Origin of the sequence: Streptomyces sp. NPDC008092 (assembly GCF_042957285.1) — a bacterium.
Taxonomy (GTDB): Bacteria; Actinomycetota; Actinomycetes; order Streptomycetales; family Streptomycetaceae; genus Streptomyces.
Genome location: NZ_JBIBHY010000006.1, coordinates 80,113 through 99,006, shown reverse-complemented (window position 1 = coordinate 99,006; position 18,894 = coordinate 80,113). Strand labels below are relative to the sequence as shown.

The window sequence follows — 18,894 nt, the reverse complement described above, 5'->3', positions numbered from 1 at the left end:
CGGGCCGTTCCGGCCGTTCCGGCCGTTCCGGCCGGTCAGGTCCGTGCCGTGGGGCGGGAACACAGGTTGGCCTCGACCCGGCCGAGCAGGGCGAGCAGCTGCTCGCGCTCGGCCGGGTCCAGACCGGCGAGGCTCTCCTCCTCCAGCGCGGTCCACACCCGCTCCACCTCGGTCAGCAGCCGGGCGCCGGACTCGGTGGCCTCCACCAGCACCGCGCGCCGGTCCGCCGGGTCCGGCAGCCGCCGTACCCGGCCGGCCTGCTCCAGCCGCTGCAGCATCTTGGTCACCGTGGAGGGGTCCAGGCCGAGCATCCTTATCAGGTCCGACTGCCGGGCCGGGCCGTTCTCCCACAGGTGCATCATCACCAGCTCCTGGCCCGGATAGAGGCCGAGCCCGCGCAGCAGCCCGGCGGCGGCGGTGCGGTGCAGCCGCGCCACGCGGCTCAGGGCGTGGCTGACCGGACCGCCCTGGGCGGCCGCGGGCAGCGCACAGCCGCGTCCGGCCGCGTGCGCCGCCGGTTCCTCGGTGGCCTCCATCGTCGCTCCCGCACCTCTCCGACTTCCGGGTAACCGTCCTCGAAGCCTACTCAGGCCCGGCCGCCGGGACCCGGCCCGGGGGATTTGATTGGTCGGCCAATCGTTCAGGTAGAGTGGCCCGCGACGCTTTACTTGGCCGACCAATGAAATGATCCCTGGAGACGCCGTGACCACTGCCTTCGACCCGATCGACCTCCCCGGCCACCGCCTGGCCAACCGCATCGCCATGGCCCCGATGACCCTCCCCCACGCTCGAATTCACTCGCGCGGGGGGACCCCCATCGCGCCGGGCTGGGCGGTCTGCCCACCGCGCTCATGGCGGAGTACTACGGCCAGCGCGCCTCGGCCGGCCTGATCGTGACCGAGGGCATCCAGCCGTCGGCGGTCGGCCAGGGCTACCCCGACACCCCCGGCCTGCACACCGCCGCCTGGCGCACGGTCACCGACGCCGTGCACGCCGCCGGCGGCGTGATCTTCGCCCAGCTCATGCACACCGGCCGGGTCGGCCACCCCGACCTGCTCCCGGACGGGCTGGTCAACGTCGCGCCCTCCGCGGTCACCGCCCGCGGGCAGGTGTACACCCACGAGGGCCCGAAGGACTTCGTCGAGCCGCGCGCGCTGACCGACGGCGAGGTCCACGCCACCGTCGCCGAGTACGCGGCGGCCGCCCGCGCCGCCGTCGAGGCCGGCTTCGACGGCGTGGAACTGCACGGTGCCAACGGCTACCTGATCCACCAGTTCCTGGCCCCGGGCAGCAACCGGCGCACCGACGAGTGGGGCGGCTCCCCGGCCGCCCGCACCCGGTTCGCGGTGGCGGCCGTCAAGGCGGTGGCGGAGGCCGTCGGCGCCGAGCGCACCGCACTGCGGCTGTCCCCGGGCAACCCGTTCAACGACATCGACGAACCCGAGCCGGAGCCGGCGTACACGGCGCTGGTCGACGCGGTGGAGCCGCTGGGCCTGGCCTATCTGCACGTGATGGAGGTGCCGGGCACCCGCGAGCTGACCACCGCGCTGCGCAAGCGGTTCAGCGGGGCGTTCGTCCTCAACCCGGCGACCGAGGGGCCCACCGGACCGGCGGACCTCGCCCTCGTCGAGGACGGCACGGCCGACGTCGTCTCCTACGGCCAGCTCTTCCTCGCCAACCCCGACCTCCCGGCCCGGCTCCGGGCCGGCGGCCCGTTCAACACCGCGAACCCGGCCACGTTCTACGGCGGCGGGGCCGAGGGGTACACGGACTACCCGGCGCTGTGACACGGCTCAGGGGCCGTCACGGCGGACGTGACGGCCCCTGGCCGGGTGCTCGCGCTCACCGCACGGGCGTGAAGTCCCGTGCCCCGATGAACTCCGGCCTGCGTACCGGTGCCGCGAACGGTTCGACCGCCGGGTTCTCCACGCTGTTGAACACGATGAAGACGTTGCTGCGCGGGAACGGCGTGATGTTGTCGCCGGAGCCGTGCATGCAGTTGCAGTCGAACCAGGTCGCCGAGCCGGGCCTGCCGGTGAACAGCCTGATGCCGTGCCGCGCGGCCAGTTCCGTCAGCGCCTCGTCCGAGGGGGTGCCCGCGTCCTGCATCTGCAGCGACTTCCTGTAGTTGTCCTCGGGCGTGGCGCCGGCGCAGCCCAGGAACGTCCGGTGCGAGCCCGGCATGATCATCAGACCGCCGTTGGTGTCGTGGTTCTCGGTCAGGGCGATCGAGACGGACACCGTGCGCATGTTCGGCAGGCCGTCCTCGGCGTGCCAGGTCTCGAAGTCCGAGTGCCAGTAGAAGCCGCCGGCCCCGAACCCCGGCTTGACGTTGATCCGGGACTGGTGGACGTACACGTCCGAGCCGAGGATCTGCCGGGCCCGGCCGACCACCCGCTCGTCGTGCACCAGGTTCGCGAACACCTCGCTGATCCGGTGCACCTCGAAGACGGACCGGATCTCCTCGGACCTCGGCTCGACGACGGAGCGTTCGTCGGCCCGGATCTCCGGGTCGGTGATCAGACGTTCCAGTTCCCGCCGGTACACGGCGACCTCGTCGTCCCCGATGAGCTGGTCGACGGTGAGGAAGCCGTCCCGTTCGAACGCCGCCAGCAGGTCCGCGGGTATCGGTCCGGCCGCACCGGGCGCCGACCAGACGACCGGGTCCCTGCGGGGTACGGAGACCTCGGCCGGGCCACGGCTCGGGTACAGGTCGGTGATCGTGGTCATGGTCAGCCCTCCTCCGTCAGCAGGGGATAGACGCCGTTCTCGTCGTGGTCCTCCCGGCCGGTGACCGGCGGGTTGAACACGCAGAGGCAGCGGAAGTCCGCCTTGACGCGCAGCGTGTGCCGCTCGTGCCCGTCGAGGAGGTACATGGTGCCGGGCGTGATCGTGTACGACGTCCCGGTCTCACGGTCGGTCAGTTCGGCCTCGCCCTCGACGCAGACCACGGCCTCGATGTGGTTGGCGTACCACATCCGCGTCTCCGTGCCCGCGTACAGGATCGTCTCGTGCAGCGAGAAGCCGACCCGCTCCTTCGCGAGGACGATGCGTTTGCTCTCCCAGGTCCCGGACGCGGACCTCACGTGCCGGTCGGTGCCTTCGATTTCCTTGAACGAACGGACGATCACGGTTCTGCGACGCCTCCTTGTGTGTCAGACGGTTTCGCGGACGGCCCGGGCGAGGACGCTCAGCCCTTCGTCCAGTTCGTCCGGGGTGACGGTCAGGGCGGGCAGCAGCTTGACGACCTCGCTCTCCGGCCCCGACGTCTCGATGAGCAGCCCGAGTTCGAAGGCCCGCGCGGCGATCCGCCCGGCCCGCGCCTTCTCGTGGAACTCCAGGCCCCACACCAGGCCCCGCCCCCGGTACTCGCGCACGTCGGCGAGGTTCTCCTCGACGATCGCGATGAGCCCCTGCTCGACCTGCTCGCCCTTGGCCCGGGTCTGCTTCTCCATCGCCGGGCCGTCGGCCCAGTAGCTCTCCAGGGCGGCGGTCGCGGTGACGAAGGCGGGGTTGTTGCCGCGGAAGGTGCCGTTGTGCTCGCCCGGCTCCCACACGTCCAGTTCGGGCCGGAACAGGCACAGCGACATGGGCAGCCCGTAGCCGCTGATGGACTTGGACACGGTCACGATGTCCGGGACGATCCCCGACTCCTCGAACGAGAAGAAGGCGCCGGTGCGTCCGCAGCCCATCTGGATGTCGTCGACGATCAGCAGCATGTCCTGCCGCTCGCAGAGCGCCTTGAGGGCGCGCAGCCACTCGGGCCGGGCGACGTTGATGCCGCCCTCGCCCTGCACGGTCTCCACGATCACCGCGGCCGGCTTGTTGAGCCCGGACCCCTGGTCCTCAAGGAGCCGCTCGAACCAGAGGAAGTCCGGGACGGTCCCCTCGAAGTAGTTGTCGAACGGCATCGGCGTCCCGTGCACCAGCGGGATCCCGGCCCCGGCCCGCTTGAAGGCGTTGCCGGTGACCGCGAGCGACCCGAGGGACATCCCGTGGAAGGCGTTGGTGAACGACACGATCGCCTCGCGCCCCTTCACCTTCCGGGCCAGCTTGAGCGCCGACTCGACGGCGTTCGTCCCCGTCGGCCCCGGGAACATGACCTTGTACGGCAGCTCGCGCGGCCGCAGCACCAGGTCCCGGAACGTCTCCAGGAACGACCGCTTGGCCGTGGTCGACATGTCGAGGCCGTGGGTGACCCCGTCGCGTTCCAGATAGTCGAGCAACGCCCGTTTCAGTACGGGGTTGTTGTGGCCGTAGTTGAGCGATCCGGCGCCGGCGAAGAAGTCGAGGTACTCGTGGCCGTCCTCGTCGTGCATACGGCTGCCCCGGGCCCGGTCGAACACGGTCGGCCAGCCGCGGCAGTAGCTGCGGACCTCCGACTCCAGGGTCTCGAAGACGCCGAGGTCGGGCTGGGTGATGGTCACGGGGGCTCCTCAGTGCGATGTGGGGGTCAAGGGGCCGATGCGGTACAGGACTTCGGGGTCGTGCGGACCGTCGGGGAACTCGCCGGCCTCGAACAGCACCGTGCGCTCGACGGCGGCGCCGTGCCGGGCGGCGTACGAGGTGAACAGGCGCTCGGAGGCGGTGTTGCCGGGCGTGACGGTGGTCTCGACGGCGGTGAGCGGCCGGTCGGCCGCCACCCGTGCCGTGAGCCCGTCCAGCAGTCGTGCCGCGATGCCGCGTCCGCGCTGCGCGGCGTCCACGGCCACCTGCCAGACGAGCAGCGTGTCCGGCCGGTCCGGCCGGGTGTACCCGGTCACGAAACCGACCGGCTCGCCGTCCGCGCCACGCGCCACCGCCGAGGTGCCGGCGAAATCCCGGCACCACAGCAGATAGCTGTACGAGGAGTTCAGATCGAGGCTTCCGGAATCCTTGGCGATACGCCAGAGAGCGGCACCGTCGGTCACCAGCGGGCGGTCGACGATCAGGTCTGCTTGTGGGGCAGTCATGTGCATCGAATTTAGCGAGGCAAATGCAAAAATGCACGGCAGGTGGATTTGGGGGCTCCGCCTACCGTGCCTGTATGTGCCGATATGACCCACCGCAAAGCGGGCATATAGCCCTGTTATGTGGAGTGGGTCACAGGGTTGAAACCCGGATGAAATTCCCCCGGTTTAGCTCTGCAAAAAGCGGGCAGGAGAACCCGGGAAAGCCGTCGGAAGAAAGGGAATTCGAAATCGCTCTGAATTCGGCTATCGCCAGACGGATTCCACGGCCTGCCGGGCGCCCGCCGGGTCCACCGTCAGCCCCCGCTTCGCCAGCCCCGCGCCGAGCGCCGCCAGACTCGACCGGACGGCACCGGCCGTCGCGTCCACCCCGTAGTGGTTGACCCGGACCATCTCCCCGGCCAGCGCGCCCCCGCCCGCGGCCAGCGGCAGCGTGGGGTCGTCCGCCAGCGCCTCGGCGACCAGCTCCGACGCCACCGCCTCCGACGGCACCCGCAGTGTCGTGGCGACCGGCGCCGCGTCGGACTCCGCGTACACGTACGGCTCCAGACCGCCGCCCAGGGCCACCGCCCCGGCCCGGGTGGCCAGCGCGGCCGTGCGGTGCCGGGCCATCACGGCGTCCAGGCCGGCCGCCTCGATCCGCTCCACGCACGCCTCCAGCGCCAGCATCTCCAGCTGTGCCGGAGCGTGCAGCAGCACCTTGCGGCCGCCGTCGACCCAGCGCTCCTTCCAGTCCAGCAGGGAGAGGTAGGAGCGGCGCGGGGCGTGCGGGTTCGCCGCCATCCGGGCCCACGCCCGCTCGCTCACCGAGACCGCCGAGACGCCGGCCGGACCGCCCATCGCCTTCTGCGCCCCGATCACGCACAGGTCCACGCCCCACGCGTCCGGCAGCACCGGCTCGGCCCCGACCGAGGCGACCGCGTCCAGGTAGAAGAGGGCGCCGTGCGCCCGTACCGCCTCGCCGATCTCCGCGACCGGGTTGGTGTTGCCGGTCGCGGCCTCCGCGTGCACCAGGGACACGAAGTCGATCTCCGGGTGCGCGGCGAACGCCTCCCGGACCTGTCCGGCCGTCACCGCCGTGTGGAACGGCACCGCGAGGTCGATCACCGTCGCCCCGCAGTCCCGCAGCCAGTTCCCGAAGGTCTGCCCGTACGGGCCGGTGATCACGTTCAGTGCGGTCGTCCCCGGCCCGGCCGTGGCCCTGATCGCGCCCTCCAGCGGCAGCAGCGCCTCGCCCTGCATGATCACGACGTCCTGGCGGGTGTCCAGCAGCCGGGCCACCCGGTCCTCGATCGCGGCGAAGCGGGCGGCGGTCAGCGGGGGCAGGTCGAGGAAGGGGTGGGTCACGGCGGTGCGCTCCTCAGTCACGGACAGGTGGATCAAGACGAGCGTAACTGTCACCCGACCACCCCTGAGACCGGCGACTTCTTAGGCCGGACGGCGGCTCGGCCATCGGTTTGGTTTGAGGAACCCAAACATCTCCTTATAATCGGAACCCGCAGAATCGGAATCCAAAGCTCCCTCACAGTTTCGCGGGGAGCCCGCACAGACCCACGGGAGGTCTCGTGACCACGCTCCTCGGGCGCCGCCGGGCTCGCGCCCTGGCCGCCGCCACCGCCGCGGCCGGGCTGGCCCTCGTGGCCGGCTGCACGTCGAGCGGCAACGGCTCCAGCGCCTCCAGGACGGCCGCCGGCGGGGTCGTCCTCGTCAAGGCCGGGCAGCTCACCACCTGCACCCACCTGCCCTACCCGCCGTTCCAGTCGGAGATCGACGGCAAGGTGCAGGGCTTCGACGTGTCGATGATCGACCTGGTCGCCAAGGACCTCGGCGTGAAGCAGCAGATCCTCGACACGCCGTTCGAGAACTTCAAGACCGGCGCCTTCCTCAACTCCGGCGAGTGCGACCTGGCCGCCGCCGGCATGACCATCACCGCCGAGCGCAAGAAGAACGTCGACTTCTCCGCCCCGTACTTCGACGCCACCCAGGCCCTGCTCGTCGACAGGAACAGCGGCATCACCTCGCTCGCCGACGCCAAGGCCAAGAAGGTCCAGCTCGGCGCCCAGGCGCAGACCACCGGCGAGGACTACGTCAGGAAGCAGGGCTTCGACCCGGTCTCCTTCGAGTCCTCCGACGCCGTCCTCAACGGCCTGCGCACCGGCCAGGTCAAGGCCGTCGTCATCGACTACCCGGTGGTCCAGGGCTGGCTCAAGGACAAGGCCAACGCGGACGCCTTCCAGGTCGCCGGCAACATCAACACCGGTGAGCAGTACGGCTTCACGGTGAAGAAGGGCAACACCAAGCTCCTCGCCGCCGTAGACAAGGCGATCGCCGACGCCAAGGCCGACGGCACGTACAAGAAGCTGTACGAGAAGTGGATCGGCCCCTACGACGCCTCGGCCGCGTCCCCCGCCGCCTCATGACCGCAGGCACCGGCACCGGACTCCAGCCCCGCCGGAAGGGGCTGTCCCGGCGGCAGAAACGCAGGCTGTCGCGCGGGGTCCAGTACGTCGTCTTCGTCGGCGCCGTGGTCGCGTTCGCGGCCGGCGCCGACTGGGGGCGGCTGCAGAACCAGTTCGCCCAGTGGGACATCGCCAGGCAGATGTTCCCGGACGTCATCACGCTGGCGCTGAAGAACACCGTGCTCTACACGCTGTCCGGCTTCGTCGTCGGACTGGCCCTCGGCATGGTGATAGCGCTCATGCGGCTGTCGTCGGTCGGGCCCTACCGCTGGCTGGCCGGCGTCTACATCGAGATCTTCCGCGGCCTGCCCGCCCTGCTGATCTTCATCTTCATCGGCGTCGCCGTCCCGCTCGCCTTCCCCGGCACCGAGATCGTCGGCGGCACCTACGGCAAGGTGGCCCTCGCCCTCGGCCTGGTCGCCGCCGCCTACATGGCCGAGACGATCCGCGCCGGGATCCAGGCCGTCCCCAAGGGGCAGCTGGAAGCGGCCCGTTCGCTGGGCTTCTCCCCGGCCCGCGCGATGGTCTCCATCGTCATCCCGCAGGCGTTCCGCATCATCCTCCCGCCGCTGACCAACGAACTGGTCCTGCTCTTCAAGGACTCCTCCCTGGTCCTCTTCCTCGGCGTCACCCTGGAGGAGCGCGAACTGTCCAAGTACGGCCGCGACCTGGCCAGTACGACCGCCAACTCCACGCCGATCCTCGTCGCCGGCCTGTGCTACCTGCTGGTCACGATCCCGCTCGGCTTCGTCGTGCGCCGCATGGAGGCGAAGGCCCAGGAGGCCGTCCGATGAGCCGACCCGAGATCGAGGTGAAGGGCCTGCACAAGTCCTTCGGCGACAACGAGGTGCTGCGCGGCATCGACCTGGAGATCGGCCAGGGCGAGGTCGTCTGCGTGATCGGCCCGTCGGGCTCCGGCAAGTCGACCCTCCTGCGCTGCGTCAACCTCCTTGAGGAACCCACCCAGGGGCAGGTGTTCGTCGGCGGCACCGAGTTGACGGACCCCGACGTCGACATCGACGCCGTGCGCCGCCGGATCGGCATGGTCTTCCAGCAGTTCAACCTGTTCCCGCACCTCACGGTCACCGAGAACCTCACCCTGCCGCAGCGCCGGGTGCTCCGGCGGGACAAGGCGACGGCAGCGAAGACGGCCGCGGAGAACCTGGCCCGCGTCGGCCTCTCCGAGAAGGCGGACGCCTACCCCGCCTCCCTCTCCGGCGGCCAGCAGCAACGGGTGGCGATCGCCCGCTCGCTCTCCATGGGCCCCGAGGTGATGCTCTTCGACGAGCCCACGTCCGCCCTCGACCCGGAGCTGGTCGGGGACGTCCTGGCGGTGATGCGGATGCTGGCGCGGGAGGGCATGACCATGATGGTGGTCACCCACGAAATGACCTTCGCCCGCGAGGTCGCCGACCGGGTGGTCTTCATGGACGGGGGAGTCGTGGTCGAGGACGGCACACCGGACCAGGTCATCGGCAACCCGCGGAACGAGCGCACCCGCCATTTCCTGTCACGGCTGCTGGATCCGGCGATGGCGGACGTGGAGGAGGACGGAGCTCCTTAGGCCGCGCCCGCTGGAACGCGCCCCAGAGGGCCGCGGGGCTGTATTCGATAGGCGGCTGCCGCCGCGTGGGCGCGACCAGCCACGACGCACCGCCACCCGACGAACTATCGTGCGTCCCATGACCGATCAAGCGGTGCTGCACGTAAAGGGACGGATCCTCGTCGGCCCCGACGACGTCCGCGACGAACTGTGGGTCCTCGGCGGGCGGATCTCCTACGACCGCCCCTTCGGCCTCCAGGACGTCCGCACCGTCGAGGGCTGGGCCCTCCCCGGCCTGGTCGACGCGCACTGCCACGTCGGCCTCGGCCCGCACGGCCCCGTGGACGCGGCGACGGCCGAGAAACAGGCCCTCACCGACCGCGAGGCCGGCACCCTCCTCATCCGGGACGCCGGGTCGCCCTCCGACACCCGCTGGGTCGACGACCGCGACGACCTCCCGAAGATCATCCGGGCCGGCCGGCACATCGCCCGCACCCGCCGCTACATAAGGAACTTCGCCCACGAGATCGAGCCGGCCGACCTGGTCGCCCACGTCGCCCAGGAGGCCCGGCGCGGCGACGGCTGGGTCAAGCTGGTCGGCGACTGGATCGACCGCGACCTCGGCGACCTCGCCCCCAGCTGGCCCCGGGACGCCGTCGAGGCGGCCATCGCCGAGGCCCACCGGCTCGGCGCCCGGGTCACCGCCCACTGCTTCGCCGAGAACTCGCTCACCGACCTCGTCGAGGCCGGCATCGACTGCATCGAGCACGCCACGGGCCTGACGGAGGACCTGATCCCCCTCTTCGCCTCCCGGGGCGTCGCGATCGTCCCCACCCTCGTCAACATCGCCACCTTCCCGGACCTGGCGGCGGGCGGCGAGGCCAAGTTCCCGCGCTGGTCGGACCATATGCGCCGGCTGTACGAGCGCCGCTACGACACGGTCCGGGCCGCCTACGACGCCGGGATCCCGGTGTACGTCGGCACCGACGCCGGCGGCAGCCTGGCCCACGGCCTGGTCGCGGGCGAGGTCGCCGAGCTGGTGACCGCCGGGATCCCGCCCCTGGACGCGCTCTCGGCGACCACCTGGGCGGCCCGCGCCTGGCTCGGCAGGCCCGGCCTCGAGGAGGGCGCGCCGGCGGACCTGGTGGTGTACGAGAGCGACCCGCGCGCGGACGTACGCGTTCTCGCGTCCCCCCGGAGAGTGGTGCTGAACGGGCAGGTCGTGGAGTAAGGGAACTCCTGTGCCGACCGACTCGAACAGGTTCACGGAAAGTCCACTATTGAGTGAAGTAACGCAGGATTGCCGCCCGTTCACCCACAGTGCGTAATTCTTGGCGGGTCCCGAGCAAGTTTCCTCTGGGGGTCCCACCACCTTGAACAGCTACACGTTCCGTATGCCCGCACGCCGTCTCGCGACCCTCGCGACGGCCACGGCCCTGGCCGCCGGTCCCGCGGCCCTGGCCGGCGCGGGCACCGCACACGCGACCACCGGCCACGGTCGCGCGAGCGCGGTCGTCCTGCGTACCGGGCTCGACGTCTCCCTTCTCGACAAGACCGTGAACGTCCCGCTCGCGGTCTCCCTGAACGAGGTCCACGCACCGCGGAGCGCCGACCGGACGGCGCTCACCGCCACGCTCGACGGAGTCGACGGCGGCAAGCCGTTCAACGTCCTCGGCGCGGACGTCGCCGCGGCGAAGGCGACGGTCTCCGCCGACCGCGCCGAGGCCTCCGTCCACCTCGCCCACGCCCGGCTGCACCTGCCTGGTCTGCCCCTGCTGTCCCTCGTCGAACTCGACACGGTCACGTCCAGGGCCACCTGCGAGGCCGGCAGGCGGCCGGAGGCCTCCGCCAACGTGGTCGGCGCCGTCACCGTGCTCGGCAAGCGCGTGACGCTGAGCGCGGGCGGCCCCACCGACGTCAGGGTCCCCGGCGTCGGCGAGGTCCGCCTCGACCTGTCCGAGCGCGAGACGACCTCGACCACGGCGGCGGCCACCGCCCTCGAACTCAAGGTCTCCATCAACCCGCTGAAGCTCAACGTGGCCGAGGTGGAGGGAACCCTGACCCTGGCGAAGGCGACGTGCCAGACGCCGCCCGACCCCGCGGCAGCCCCGGCCGATCCCGCCGACCCTGCCGACCCTGCCGACCCGACCGGTTCCGCCGGTTCTGCCGACCCGACCGGTTCCGCCGATCCCGCGGACCCGGCCGACCCGGTGTCCGACGTGAAGGTCCAGGGCGCCCCGGCGAAGGAGACGAAGCTGGCGGAGACGGGCGGGAGTTCGGTGACGCCGTACGTCGTGGGAGGAGCGCTGGCGCTGGTTCTGGCCGGTGGAGGAGCGGTGACGGTGGCCCGGCGCCGACGCTGACGCCCTGCTTCCAGGGGCGCGGGGCGGTAGTCGATCCGCGGCTACCGCCGTGCGGCCGCGACCAGCCAGGACGTACCCGCAGTCGGCAGTCGCATGACGGCCCGCGGTTCCCGCGCCTCACGCGCGGATGAACATCAACGCCTGATCGAGCGCCAGCAGGAACCGGTTCACCGTCACCCGGTCCCGCACCGCGATCCGCACCCACTCCTCGTCAAGGCCGGGAAACGTGTCCCCCCGCCGCACCGCGTACCCCAGCACCCGCAGCTGCCGCCGCACGGCCGCCGCCCCCGCCACCCGGACGAGCACGAACGGCCCCTCCGCGGGCCCGGCCACCCGGACCCCCTCCGGCGCGAACTCCTCAAGGCCCGCCACCAGATGGGCCCGGTCGGCGGCGACGCGGTGTGCCGCGTGCGCCGCCTCCGCCAGCGCGCGCGGTGCCACGCACGCCTCGGCCGCCGCCAGGGCCGGCGTGGACACCGGCCACAACGGCTGCGCCCGCTCCAGCTCGGCGATGATCTCCGGCGCGGCCAGCACGTACCCGATCCGCAGCCCGGCCAGCCCCCACGTCTTCGTGAGACTGCGCAGCACCACGAGACCCGGTACGTCGGTCCGCCCGGCCAGCGCCTCCCGCTCGCCCGGCACCGCGTCCATGAACGCCTCGTCGACCACCAGCGTCCGCCCGGGACGCGCGAGCCGGGCGATCGCCTCCGCCGGATGCAGCACCGACGTCGGGTTGGTCGGATTGCCGATCACCACCAGGTCGGCGTCCTCCGGGACGGCCGCCGGATCCAGCCGGAACCCGTCCGCCTCCCGCAGCAGCACCCGGTCCACGGTGTGCCCGGCGTCCCGCAGCGCCGCCTCCGGCTCGGTGAACTGCGGGTGCACCACCACCGGCCGGCGCACTTTCAGCGCCCGCGCCAGCAGGACGAACGCCTCCGCGGCGCCCGCCGTCAGCAGCACCCGCTCCACCGGCAGCCCGTGCCGGGCCGCGACCGCCGCCCGCGCCGCCCGCCCGTCCGGGTAGGCGGCGAGCCCGCCCAGCGACTCGGCTATCCGCTCCCGCAGCCAGACCGGGGGAGTGCCGGTGCGCACGTTGACCGCGAGGTCGACGAGGGCCGGACCGCCGTCCCGGACCTCGGCGTCCCCGTGGTGCCGCAGATCGTGCCCGCCCGGGGAAACCGCTGCCCCTTCGGGGTCTCTGTCGCCTCCGGGGCCGCCGGAGCCGTCCTCAGTGCGCATGCGCGTGCCCGCCATGATGATGGTGTCCGTGTCCGTGGTGGTGGCCGTCGTCGTCCGGGTGGAAGTGCGGCTGCTGCGGCAGCCCGACCTTGTCCTCGAAGCCGGGCAGCGCGATCCGGTACACGCACGAGTCGCAGTTCATCCGCAGATCACCCTCGACCGCCTCCCGGTACCGCTCCATCACCAGGTCGAGCAGTTCCGGCTCGGGCCCGATGACGTCCGCCGAACGCACTTCGGTCTCCGGGTGCGCGGCCGCCCACCCCTCGGTCTGCTGCCGCACCCGGTCCGGCAGGATCCCGGTGAAGAGAAAGTACGGCAGGACGACGATCCGGCGCGCCCCCAGTTTCAGACACCGGTCGAGCCCGCTCGGCACGTCCGGCGCGGCCAGCGACACGAACGCCGTCTCCACGCCCGCGTACCCGCGCCCCTCCCACAGCAGCCGGGCCGCCTTGTGCACCTCGGCGTTGGCGTCGGGGTCCGTCGAACCCCGGCCCACCAGCAGCACCGTCACGTCGGCGCGGTCCAGCGCGGCCCGCGAGGAACCGCCCAGCGCCTCGTCCAGGCGCCGTTCGAGGACCGACAGCAGGGCGGGGTGCGGCCCGAGCGGACGGCCGTAGGTGTACGAGATCCCCGGGTGCCGCTCCTTCTCCCGGGCCAGCGCGGCCGGAATGTCGCCCTTGGCGTGTCCGGCGGAGACCAGCATCAGCGGTACGGCGGCGAACCGCCGCACGCCCTGCTCCACCAGTTGGCCGACGGCGTCGCCGAGCGGCGGCGGGGACAGCTCGATGAAGCCGCCCGCGACGGGCAGTTCGGGGTGGCGGCGCCCCAGCTCGCGGACGAAGTCGCGGAACGCCTCGGCCCCGGCTTCGTCCCGGGTGCCGTGGCCGGCGATGAGCAGGGCGGGCGGGGTGGTCACAGGGTCTCCTCGGAAGTGGGGTGGTACAGCAGGGCGTTGAGCGCGGCGGCGGCGACCGCCGAGCCGCCCTTCTCGGACACGTTGCTCACGGCGGGCAGCCCGCTCTCCCGCAACGCGGCCTTGGACTCGACGGCGCCGACGAAGCCGACGGGCAGACCGATGACGAGCACGGGGGCGGCGTCCAGCGTCAGCAGCTCCTCCAGCGCGGTCGGCGCGTTGCCGATCACCCACAGGGCGCCGGGCCCCACCTGCTCGTAGGCGAGCCGGATCGCGTGGGCCGACCGGGTCAGGCCCGGCCCGGCCTCGGCGTCCCGCAGCCGGCACACCGTCTCCCGGCGGGTGATCCCGGCGCCGACCATCTCGACGTCCACGACGACCGGCGCCCCGGCGTGCAGCGCCGCATGGGCCTTCACCAGGTCGCTCTCGTCGGTCACCAGGTCGGCCGCGTACTCCAGGTCGGCCGCGGAGTGGACGACCCGCTCCACGACGGCCCGGGTCAGCGGCGGGAAGTGCGAGGTGTCCAGGCGGGCGCGCAGCCGCCGGTAGGACTCCTCCTCGATGGGATGGACGACCCGGTTCACCTGACCTCCTCCGAAGCGCTCTCCTGCCAGCGGTAGCCGCGCGGGGTGACCATGCGCCCGGCGATGTTCCGGGTCGCCGTGTTGCCCACGGTCACGACGGTCATCATGTCGACCCACGCCGGGTCCAGCGCGCCCAGGGTGGTCAGGCGGCTCGACTCGTCGGCGCGCGAGGCGTTGCGCACGACACCGACGGGCGTGGCCGGTTCGCGGTGCTCCGCCAGGATCGCGAGCGCCTTGGGCAGCTGCCAGTCGCGGCCCCGGGAACGCGGGTTGTAGAACGTCACGACGATGTCCGCCTCGGCCGCCGCGCGCACCCGGCGCTCGATGACCTCCCACGGTGTGTGCAGGTCGGACAGGCTGATCGAGATGTGGTCGTGGCCGAGCGGCGCGCCCAGGATCGCCCCGGCCGCGAGCGCCGCCGTGACGCCCGGCACGCCGATCACGTCGATGTCGTCGGAGGCCTCGGCGAGCGCGGGGGAGGCCATCGCGTACACGCCGGCGTCCCCGCTGCCGATCAGCGCGACGGCATGCCCGGCGCGCGCCTCGGCGACCGCGGTACGCGCCCGCTCCTCCTCTGCGCCGAGCCCCGACTCCAGGATCCGGGTGCCGGGCCGCAGCAGGTCACGGATCTGGTCGACGTACTGGTCGAGGCCGACGAGCACGGACGCGCGGCGGAGTTCGGCCAGGGCACGCGGGGTGAGCAGGTCACGGGCACCGGGACCGAGCCCGACGACCGCGAGCCGCCCGCGCGCGGGACGCCGTACGACGGCACAGGTCGCCATGGCCGGCCGCCCGTCCGCCCGCTGCGACTTCCGCTTGGGGACGAGGAGGTCGCCGCCCCGCGCGAGCGCCGCCGCCTCGGCGACCGAGGGCGTGCCGACGGCGGCGAGCGGAGCGTCCGACGGGTTCGGGACCGGGACCCCCGCCAGCTCCTCGGCGGAGTACGTCACCAGCGGGACCCCGAGCCGCGCGGCCGCCGCGACGATCCCGGGCTCCCCGGCCTTGGCGTCGACGGTGGCGAGTTCGGCGATGCTGCGGGGCGACAGTCCCGCGTCCCGCAACGCCGCCTCGACGAGGCCGAGCACCTCGTCGACGGGGGCGTCCTTCGAGGCGCCCACGCCGACGACCAGGGACGGCGGCCGCAACAGCACCTCGTTCCCGGCGGGTTCGACCGCGCGGTCGGTCAGCCGGACGGCGAAGGCACCCTCCCCGGACAGCGGCAGCGGGGGCAGCGGCCACGCCGACTCGGCGTGCAGCGCGACCGGTTCGCCGTCCAGCAGGGCCCGCGACACGGCCGCCACCGAGCCCTCGACGGGGAAGCCGAGGGTGTCGAGCCCGGGCAGCCCGACCGCGTCGGTCGCGGTGGTCACCACCGGCTGCGCGGCCAGCAACTCACCCACCTCCCGGGCGAGTTCGTTCGCACCGCCCCCGTGTCCCCCGACCAGCGACACGGCGAACCGCCCGCCCTCGTCGACGCACACCACACCCGGGTCGGTCGCCTTCTCGCCCAGCAGCGGCGCGATCAGCCGCACCACCGCACCCGTGGCCAGGAAACACACCAGCTGCTCGCACTCCGCGAACGCGAGCCGTACGGCGTCCTTGACGGGACCGTCGTACACCCGCGTGCGGTCCGGCCACGCCGCGGCCAGCCGGTCGCGTGCCGCCGCCCCCGCCGCGGTGGCGGAAATCAGGCCGATCACTGGGCAACTCCTTCTTGGGACAAGGGGGTTCGTGTTCCCCAGAGCAGGAACACGGGATTGGTCGCCGCCAGCCGGGTCACATCACCCGGCAGCGGCGCGAGACGCGACGACTGCAGCAGCACCCCGTCGCAGGAGAACCCGGCACCGGTGAGCGCCGCACGCACCGCCGGCACCCGGTCCAGGGCGGCCATCGCGACCACCACGGTCCGCCGGGCGCGCGCGGCGCAGGCACCGACGATCGCGGGCAGGTCGGTCCCGCCCCCGCCGATGAACACGGCGTCGGGATCGGGGAGTCCGGCCAGGGCGTCCGGTGCCATGTCACACACCACGTCCACGTACACCCCGTGCGCCCGCGCGTTGGCCGCGATCCGCGCCGCCCCGTCCGCCGCCTTCTCCACGGCGACGACGGCCGCGCCGAGCCGGGCGCACTCCACCGCAACCGACCCGGACCCAGCGCCGACGTCCCAGACCAGGTCGCCGAGCCGGGGCCCGAGCCGGGCCAGGGCCAGCGCCCGCACCTCGAACTTGGTGATCATCGAGTCGCGGTGTGCGAACGCGTCCTCGCCGAGGGCCCACCCGGCGGGTTCCGCCCGGCCGCCCGCCACCGTCCGCACGGCACCGAGCGCCCGTGCCTCGTCGAGGCAGAGCACCACGCTGACGTCCGTTCCCCAGTCCCGGGCGGCGGCCTCGGCGGGCGTGACCCGCTCGACGCGCTCCCGCGCGGAGCCGAGCGCCGAGGCGACGACGAGCACGCGCGCACCGGCCGCGTGCGCCACCGCGGCCGCGTGCGCCACCGCGGGCGGGGACGCCGACGCGGACGTTGCCTCCGGCGTGGACACGGCCTCCGGCGTCGACGTTGCCTCCGGCGTGGACGTTGCATCCGGCGTGGACACGGCCTCCGGCGTCGGCGTTGCCTCCGGCGTGGACGTTGCCTCCGGTGTGGGCATGGCCCCCGGCGTGGGCATGGCCCCCGGTATGCCGAAGGCGTGCCGCAGTGCCGCTCCCAGCTCCGCAGGACCCGCCCCCGGCCCCGTCAGCACGGCGACCTTCGGATGCGCCCGGCAGGCGTTGACCGCCGTCCGCAGCTCGCGCCCGTGCGCGCTCACCACCACCGCGTCGTCCCAGGGCAGCCCGACCCGCGCGAAGGCGGCGGCGACCGACGACACCTCGGCCCGCACGTCCAGCCGCTCCGCGCCGAACCGCTCGGCCAGCACCCGCACGATCCCGAAGAACCCGGGATCCCCCGAGGCCAGCACGGTCACCGGAAGGTCCTTGGCGACGTACTCCCCGATGGTGTCGAGGGCGGGGGCCAGCGGCCCGAGGACGATCCGCTCGGCCCCTTCCGGCAGCCGGACGGCGTCCAGGTGCCGCCGCCCGCCGACGACCAGCGCGGCACCGGCCAGCGCCTCCGGCGCCACGGACGCGCCCGCGCCCGTGCCAGTCCCCGTCCCCGTACCGACGACCGTGATCATGTACTGGCCCCCCGCTCGCGCAGCTCCCGCCGCGCCTCGGGGTCGGCCTTGCGGAAGCCGTGGAAGTGGCCGGGGTGGTAGAGGTGCGAGCGGGTGCCGTGGGCGGCGAGGGCCGGGCCGACCAGGAAGAGGGTGTGCTTCCAGAGCTTGTGCTCCTTGACCGTCTCCTCCAGCGTCTCGATCGTGCACCGCACGACCAGCTCCTCCGGCCAGGTCGCCTGATAGGCGACGACGACCGGGGTGGACGTCGGGTAGCCGCCCTCCAGCAGCTCGCGCACCAGCTGCCCGCTGCGCGCGGCGGAGAGGAAGACCGCCATCGTCGTCCCGTGCCGGGCGAACTCCCGCACCTCCTCCCCGGGCGGCATCGGCGTCTTGCCGCCGCCCAGCCGGGTCAGTACGACGGACTGCGCCACCTCGGGAATGGTCAGCTCGCGCTGGGCCAGCGCGGCCACGGCGGAGAAGGAGGAGACACCGGGCACGATCTCGACCTCGATGCCGATCCCGGCGCACCGGTCGACCTGCTCCTGCGTACCGCCCCAGAGCGCCGGGTCCCCGGAGTGGATCCGGGCCACCCGCAGCCCCTGCGCCCGCGCCCGCTCGTAGACGGCGACGACGTCTTCGAGGGACATCGTCGCGGAATCGAGCACCTCCGCGTCCTCGCGGGCGTGCTGGAGGACCTCCGCCTGGACCAGGCTCGCGGCCCAGATCACGACGTCGGCCTCGGCGATCGCGCGCGCGGCCCGGAACGTCAGCAGATCGGCGGCGCCGGGGCCGGCACCGACGAAGGTCACCTTGCCGGCGGGAGCGGCACCGGAGGCGGTGTCGGCGGCAGCGGCAGAGGCGGCGGCATCGGCCATGAAAATTCGGTCCTCTCTGGACAAAGGGTGTTACTGGTGGTGCTGGATGTGCGCTGGGGCGGGTCGATCGGATAGCAAGGGCACATGGCGGTCTTCGTCGCGCTCGGCGCGTTCCTGATGACGCTGGCCGGCGGCTGGACGGCACAGCGTGTGACCGACCGTCGTCACCTGGTCCTGGGCCTGGCCGGCGGTCTGATGCTCGGGGTGGTCGGCCTCGACCTGCTGCCGGAGGCGCTGCGCGCGGCCGGCCGCGAGGTCTTCGGCGTACCGGCCGCCCTGCTCCTGTTCGTGGCCGGCTTCCTGCTGGCCCATCTGGTGGAGCGGACGCTGGCCCTGCGCCAGGCCGCGCACGGTGCCGACGAGCACGGCCACCGGGCGCCGGAGGTGGGCCTGACGGCGGCCGGCGCGATGGTCGGCCACAGCGCGATGGACGGCGTGGCGATCGGCGCGGCCTTCCAGGTGGGCGGCGGCATGGGCGCGGCGGTCGCGCTCGCGGTCATCGCGCACGACTTCGCGGACGGCTTCAACACGTTCACGATCACGAGCCTGTACGGCAACGCGCGCCGCCGGGCGATAGCGATGCTGGTCGCCGACGCCTGCGCACCGGTCCTCGGCGCCCTCTCCACGATCTTCTTCACCATCCCGGAGGCCCTGCTCGGCGGCTATCTCGGCCTGTTCGGCGGCGTCCTGCTCTACCTGGCCGCCGCCGAGATCCTCCCCGAGGCCCACCACGAGCACCCGGCCCGCTCGACGCTGCTGTGCACGGTCGCCGGCGCGGCCTTCATCTGGCTGGTGGTGGGCATCTCCAGCTGACG

At 72.9% G+C, this 18,894-nt stretch carries 18 protein-coding genes and 1 pseudogene; 7 read left to right on the top strand and 12 right to left on the bottom strand.

Annotated features, from left to right (window positions below):
* Nucleotides 1-35: 35 nt before the first annotated feature.
* Nucleotides 36-536 carry a MarR family transcriptional regulator gene (locus ACFZB3_RS20395; protein WP_391377046.1) on the bottom strand — a complete coding sequence of 167 codons (501 nt, stop codon included), beginning with the start codon at nucleotides 534-536 and terminating at the stop codon, nucleotides 36-38.
* A 166-nt stretch (nucleotides 537-702) separates the two neighbouring features.
* Between ACFZB3_RS20395 and ACFZB3_RS20390 the strand changes: the two are divergent.
* Nucleotides 703-1,787, top strand: a pseudogene (locus tag ACFZB3_RS20390) (alkene reductase).
* A 55-nt stretch (nucleotides 1,788-1,842) separates the two neighbouring features.
* Here ACFZB3_RS20390 and thpD read toward each other — a convergent pair.
* The 5 genes from thpD to ACFZB3_RS20365 form a co-directional block, all read right to left on the bottom strand.
* Nucleotides 1,843-2,730 carry an ectoine hydroxylase gene (gene thpD / locus ACFZB3_RS20385; protein WP_391377045.1) on the bottom strand — a complete coding sequence of 296 codons (888 nt, stop codon included), beginning with the start codon at nucleotides 2,728-2,730 and terminating at the stop codon, nucleotides 1,843-1,845.
* Between the two features lie 2 nt (nucleotides 2,731-2,732).
* A complete protein-coding gene (locus ACFZB3_RS20380) occupies nucleotides 2,733-3,131 on the bottom strand; it encodes an ectoine synthase (RefSeq protein ID WP_391377044.1) in 399 nt (132 codons plus the stop codon).
* A gap of 24 nt (nucleotides 3,132-3,155) precedes the next feature.
* Nucleotides 3,156-4,427 (bottom strand): diaminobutyrate--2-oxoglutarate transaminase, encoded by a 1,272-nt coding sequence (gene ectB, locus ACFZB3_RS20375; protein ID WP_391377043.1) that lies wholly within the window; start codon nucleotides 4,425-4,427, stop codon nucleotides 3,156-3,158.
* 9 nt (nucleotides 4,428-4,436) lie between these two features.
* Entirely contained in the window at nucleotides 4,437-4,952 is a 516-nt protein-coding gene (gene ectA, locus ACFZB3_RS20370; protein WP_391377042.1) for a diaminobutyrate acetyltransferase, read from the bottom strand.
* Between the two features lie 243 nt (nucleotides 4,953-5,195).
* A complete protein-coding gene (locus ACFZB3_RS20365; protein WP_391377812.1) occupies nucleotides 5,196-6,296 on the bottom strand; it encodes an aminotransferase class V-fold PLP-dependent enzyme in 1,101 nt (366 codons plus the stop codon).
* Between the two features lie 218 nt (nucleotides 6,297-6,514).
* Here ACFZB3_RS20365 and ACFZB3_RS20360 point away from each other — a divergent pair, with 218 nt between their 5' ends.
* From ACFZB3_RS20360 to ACFZB3_RS20340, 5 genes are all read left to right on the top strand, one after another.
* Nucleotides 6,515-7,369, top strand: a complete 855-nt coding sequence (locus ACFZB3_RS20360; RefSeq protein ID WP_391377041.1) for a transporter substrate-binding domain-containing protein — start codon at nucleotides 6,515-6,517, stop codon at nucleotides 7,367-7,369.
* Nucleotides 7,366-8,202 (top strand): ABC transporter permease subunit, encoded by an 837-nt coding sequence (locus ACFZB3_RS20355; RefSeq protein WP_391377040.1) that lies wholly within the window; start codon nucleotides 7,366-7,368, stop codon nucleotides 8,200-8,202. Before ACFZB3_RS20360 ends, ACFZB3_RS20355 begins: the two co-directional genes overlap by 4 nt.
* On the top strand, nucleotides 8,199-8,972 hold the full coding sequence (locus ACFZB3_RS20350; RefSeq protein WP_391377039.1) for an ATP-binding cassette domain-containing protein: 774 nt from the start codon (nucleotides 8,199-8,201) through the stop codon (nucleotides 8,970-8,972). Before ACFZB3_RS20355 ends, ACFZB3_RS20350 begins: the two co-directional genes overlap by 4 nt.
* A gap of 118 nt (nucleotides 8,973-9,090) precedes the next feature.
* Nucleotides 9,091-10,182 (top strand): amidohydrolase family protein, encoded by a 1,092-nt coding sequence (locus tag ACFZB3_RS20345; RefSeq protein ID WP_391377038.1) that lies wholly within the window; start codon nucleotides 9,091-9,093, stop codon nucleotides 10,180-10,182.
* A 142-nt stretch (nucleotides 10,183-10,324) separates the two neighbouring features.
* A complete protein-coding gene (locus ACFZB3_RS20340) occupies nucleotides 10,325-11,314 on the top strand; it encodes an SCO1860 family LAETG-anchored protein (RefSeq protein ID WP_391377037.1) in 990 nt (329 codons plus the stop codon).
* 117 nt (nucleotides 11,315-11,431) lie between these two features.
* Here the strand turns inward: ACFZB3_RS20340 and cobC are convergent, their stop codons facing one another.
* From cobC to cobM, 6 genes are read right to left on the bottom strand one after another with little or no spacing between them, the layout of a single operon-like run.
* Nucleotides 11,432-12,553: an Rv2231c family pyridoxal phosphate-dependent protein CobC gene (gene cobC, locus ACFZB3_RS20335; protein WP_391377036.1), complete on the bottom strand. Its 1,122-nt coding sequence runs from the start codon at nucleotides 12,551-12,553 to the stop codon at nucleotides 11,432-11,434.
* Nucleotides 12,543-13,469, bottom strand: coding sequence for a CbiX/SirB N-terminal domain-containing protein (locus ACFZB3_RS20330; RefSeq protein WP_391377035.1), 927 nt, complete (start codon nucleotides 13,467-13,469; stop codon nucleotides 12,543-12,545). Before ACFZB3_RS20330 ends, cobC begins: the two co-directional genes overlap by 11 nt.
* On the bottom strand, nucleotides 13,466-14,050 hold the full coding sequence (locus ACFZB3_RS20325; protein ID WP_391377034.1) for a precorrin-8X methylmutase: 585 nt from the start codon (nucleotides 14,048-14,050) through the stop codon (nucleotides 13,466-13,468). The genes ACFZB3_RS20330 and ACFZB3_RS20325 overlap by 4 nt, the downstream gene beginning before the upstream one ends.
* Entirely contained in the window at nucleotides 14,047-15,750 is a 1,704-nt protein-coding gene (cobJ, locus tag ACFZB3_RS20320) for a precorrin-3B C(17)-methyltransferase (protein ID WP_391377033.1), read from the bottom strand. The genes ACFZB3_RS20325 and cobJ overlap by 4 nt, the downstream gene beginning before the upstream one ends.
* Nucleotides 15,747-17,222: a precorrin-6y C5,15-methyltransferase (decarboxylating) subunit CbiE gene (cbiE, locus tag ACFZB3_RS20315; protein WP_391377032.1), complete on the bottom strand. Its 1,476-nt coding sequence runs from the start codon at nucleotides 17,220-17,222 to the stop codon at nucleotides 15,747-15,749. Before cbiE ends, cobJ begins: the two co-directional genes overlap by 4 nt.
* Entirely contained in the window at nucleotides 17,219-18,079 is an 861-nt protein-coding gene (cobM, locus tag ACFZB3_RS20310) for a precorrin-4 C(11)-methyltransferase (RefSeq protein ID WP_391377031.1), read from the bottom strand. Before cobM ends, cbiE begins: the two co-directional genes overlap by 4 nt.
* Before the next feature lie 84 nt (nucleotides 18,080-18,163).
* On the opposite strand from cobM, the gene ACFZB3_RS20305 reads away from it, so the two are divergent.
* Nucleotides 18,164-18,892, top strand: coding sequence for a ZIP family metal transporter (locus tag ACFZB3_RS20305; protein WP_391377030.1), 729 nt, complete (start codon nucleotides 18,164-18,166; stop codon nucleotides 18,890-18,892).
* The last annotated feature ends 2 nt before the right edge of the window (nucleotides 18,893-18,894 follow it).

Bases quoted from the DNA above. Each gene is read 5' to 3' on its own strand.
- cbiE (WP_391377032.1), bottom strand. From the start codon at position 17,222: ATGATCACGGTCGTCGGTACGGGGACGGGGACTGGCACGGGCGCGGGC.
- cobC (WP_391377036.1), bottom strand. From the start codon at position 12,553: ATGCGCACTGAGGACGGCTCCGGCGGCCCCGGAGGCGACAGAGACCCC.
- cobM (WP_391377031.1), bottom strand. From the start codon at position 18,079: ATGGCCGATGCCGCCGCCTCTGCCGCTGCCGCCGACACCGCCTCCGGT.
- ectA (WP_391377042.1), bottom strand. From the start codon at position 4,952: ATGACTGCCCCACAAGCAGACCTGATCGTCGACCGCCCGCTGGTGACC.
- ACFZB3_RS20345 (WP_391377038.1), top strand. From the start codon at position 9,091: ATGACCGATCAAGCGGTGCTGCACGTAAAGGGACGGATCCTCGTCGGC.
- ACFZB3_RS20395 (WP_391377046.1), bottom strand. From the start codon at position 536: ATGGAGGCCACCGAGGAACCGGCGGCGCACGCGGCCGGACGCGGCTGT.
- ACFZB3_RS20350 (WP_391377039.1), top strand. From the start codon at position 8,199: ATGAGCCGACCCGAGATCGAGGTGAAGGGCCTGCACAAGTCCTTCGGC.
- ACFZB3_RS20355 (WP_391377040.1), top strand. From the start codon at position 7,366: ATGACCGCAGGCACCGGCACCGGACTCCAGCCCCGCCGGAAGGGGCTG.
- ACFZB3_RS20305 (WP_391377030.1), top strand. From the start codon at position 18,164: ATGGCGGTCTTCGTCGCGCTCGGCGCGTTCCTGATGACGCTGGCCGGC.
- thpD (WP_391377045.1), bottom strand. From the start codon at position 2,730: ATGACCACGATCACCGACCTGTACCCGAGCCGTGGCCCGGCCGAGGTC.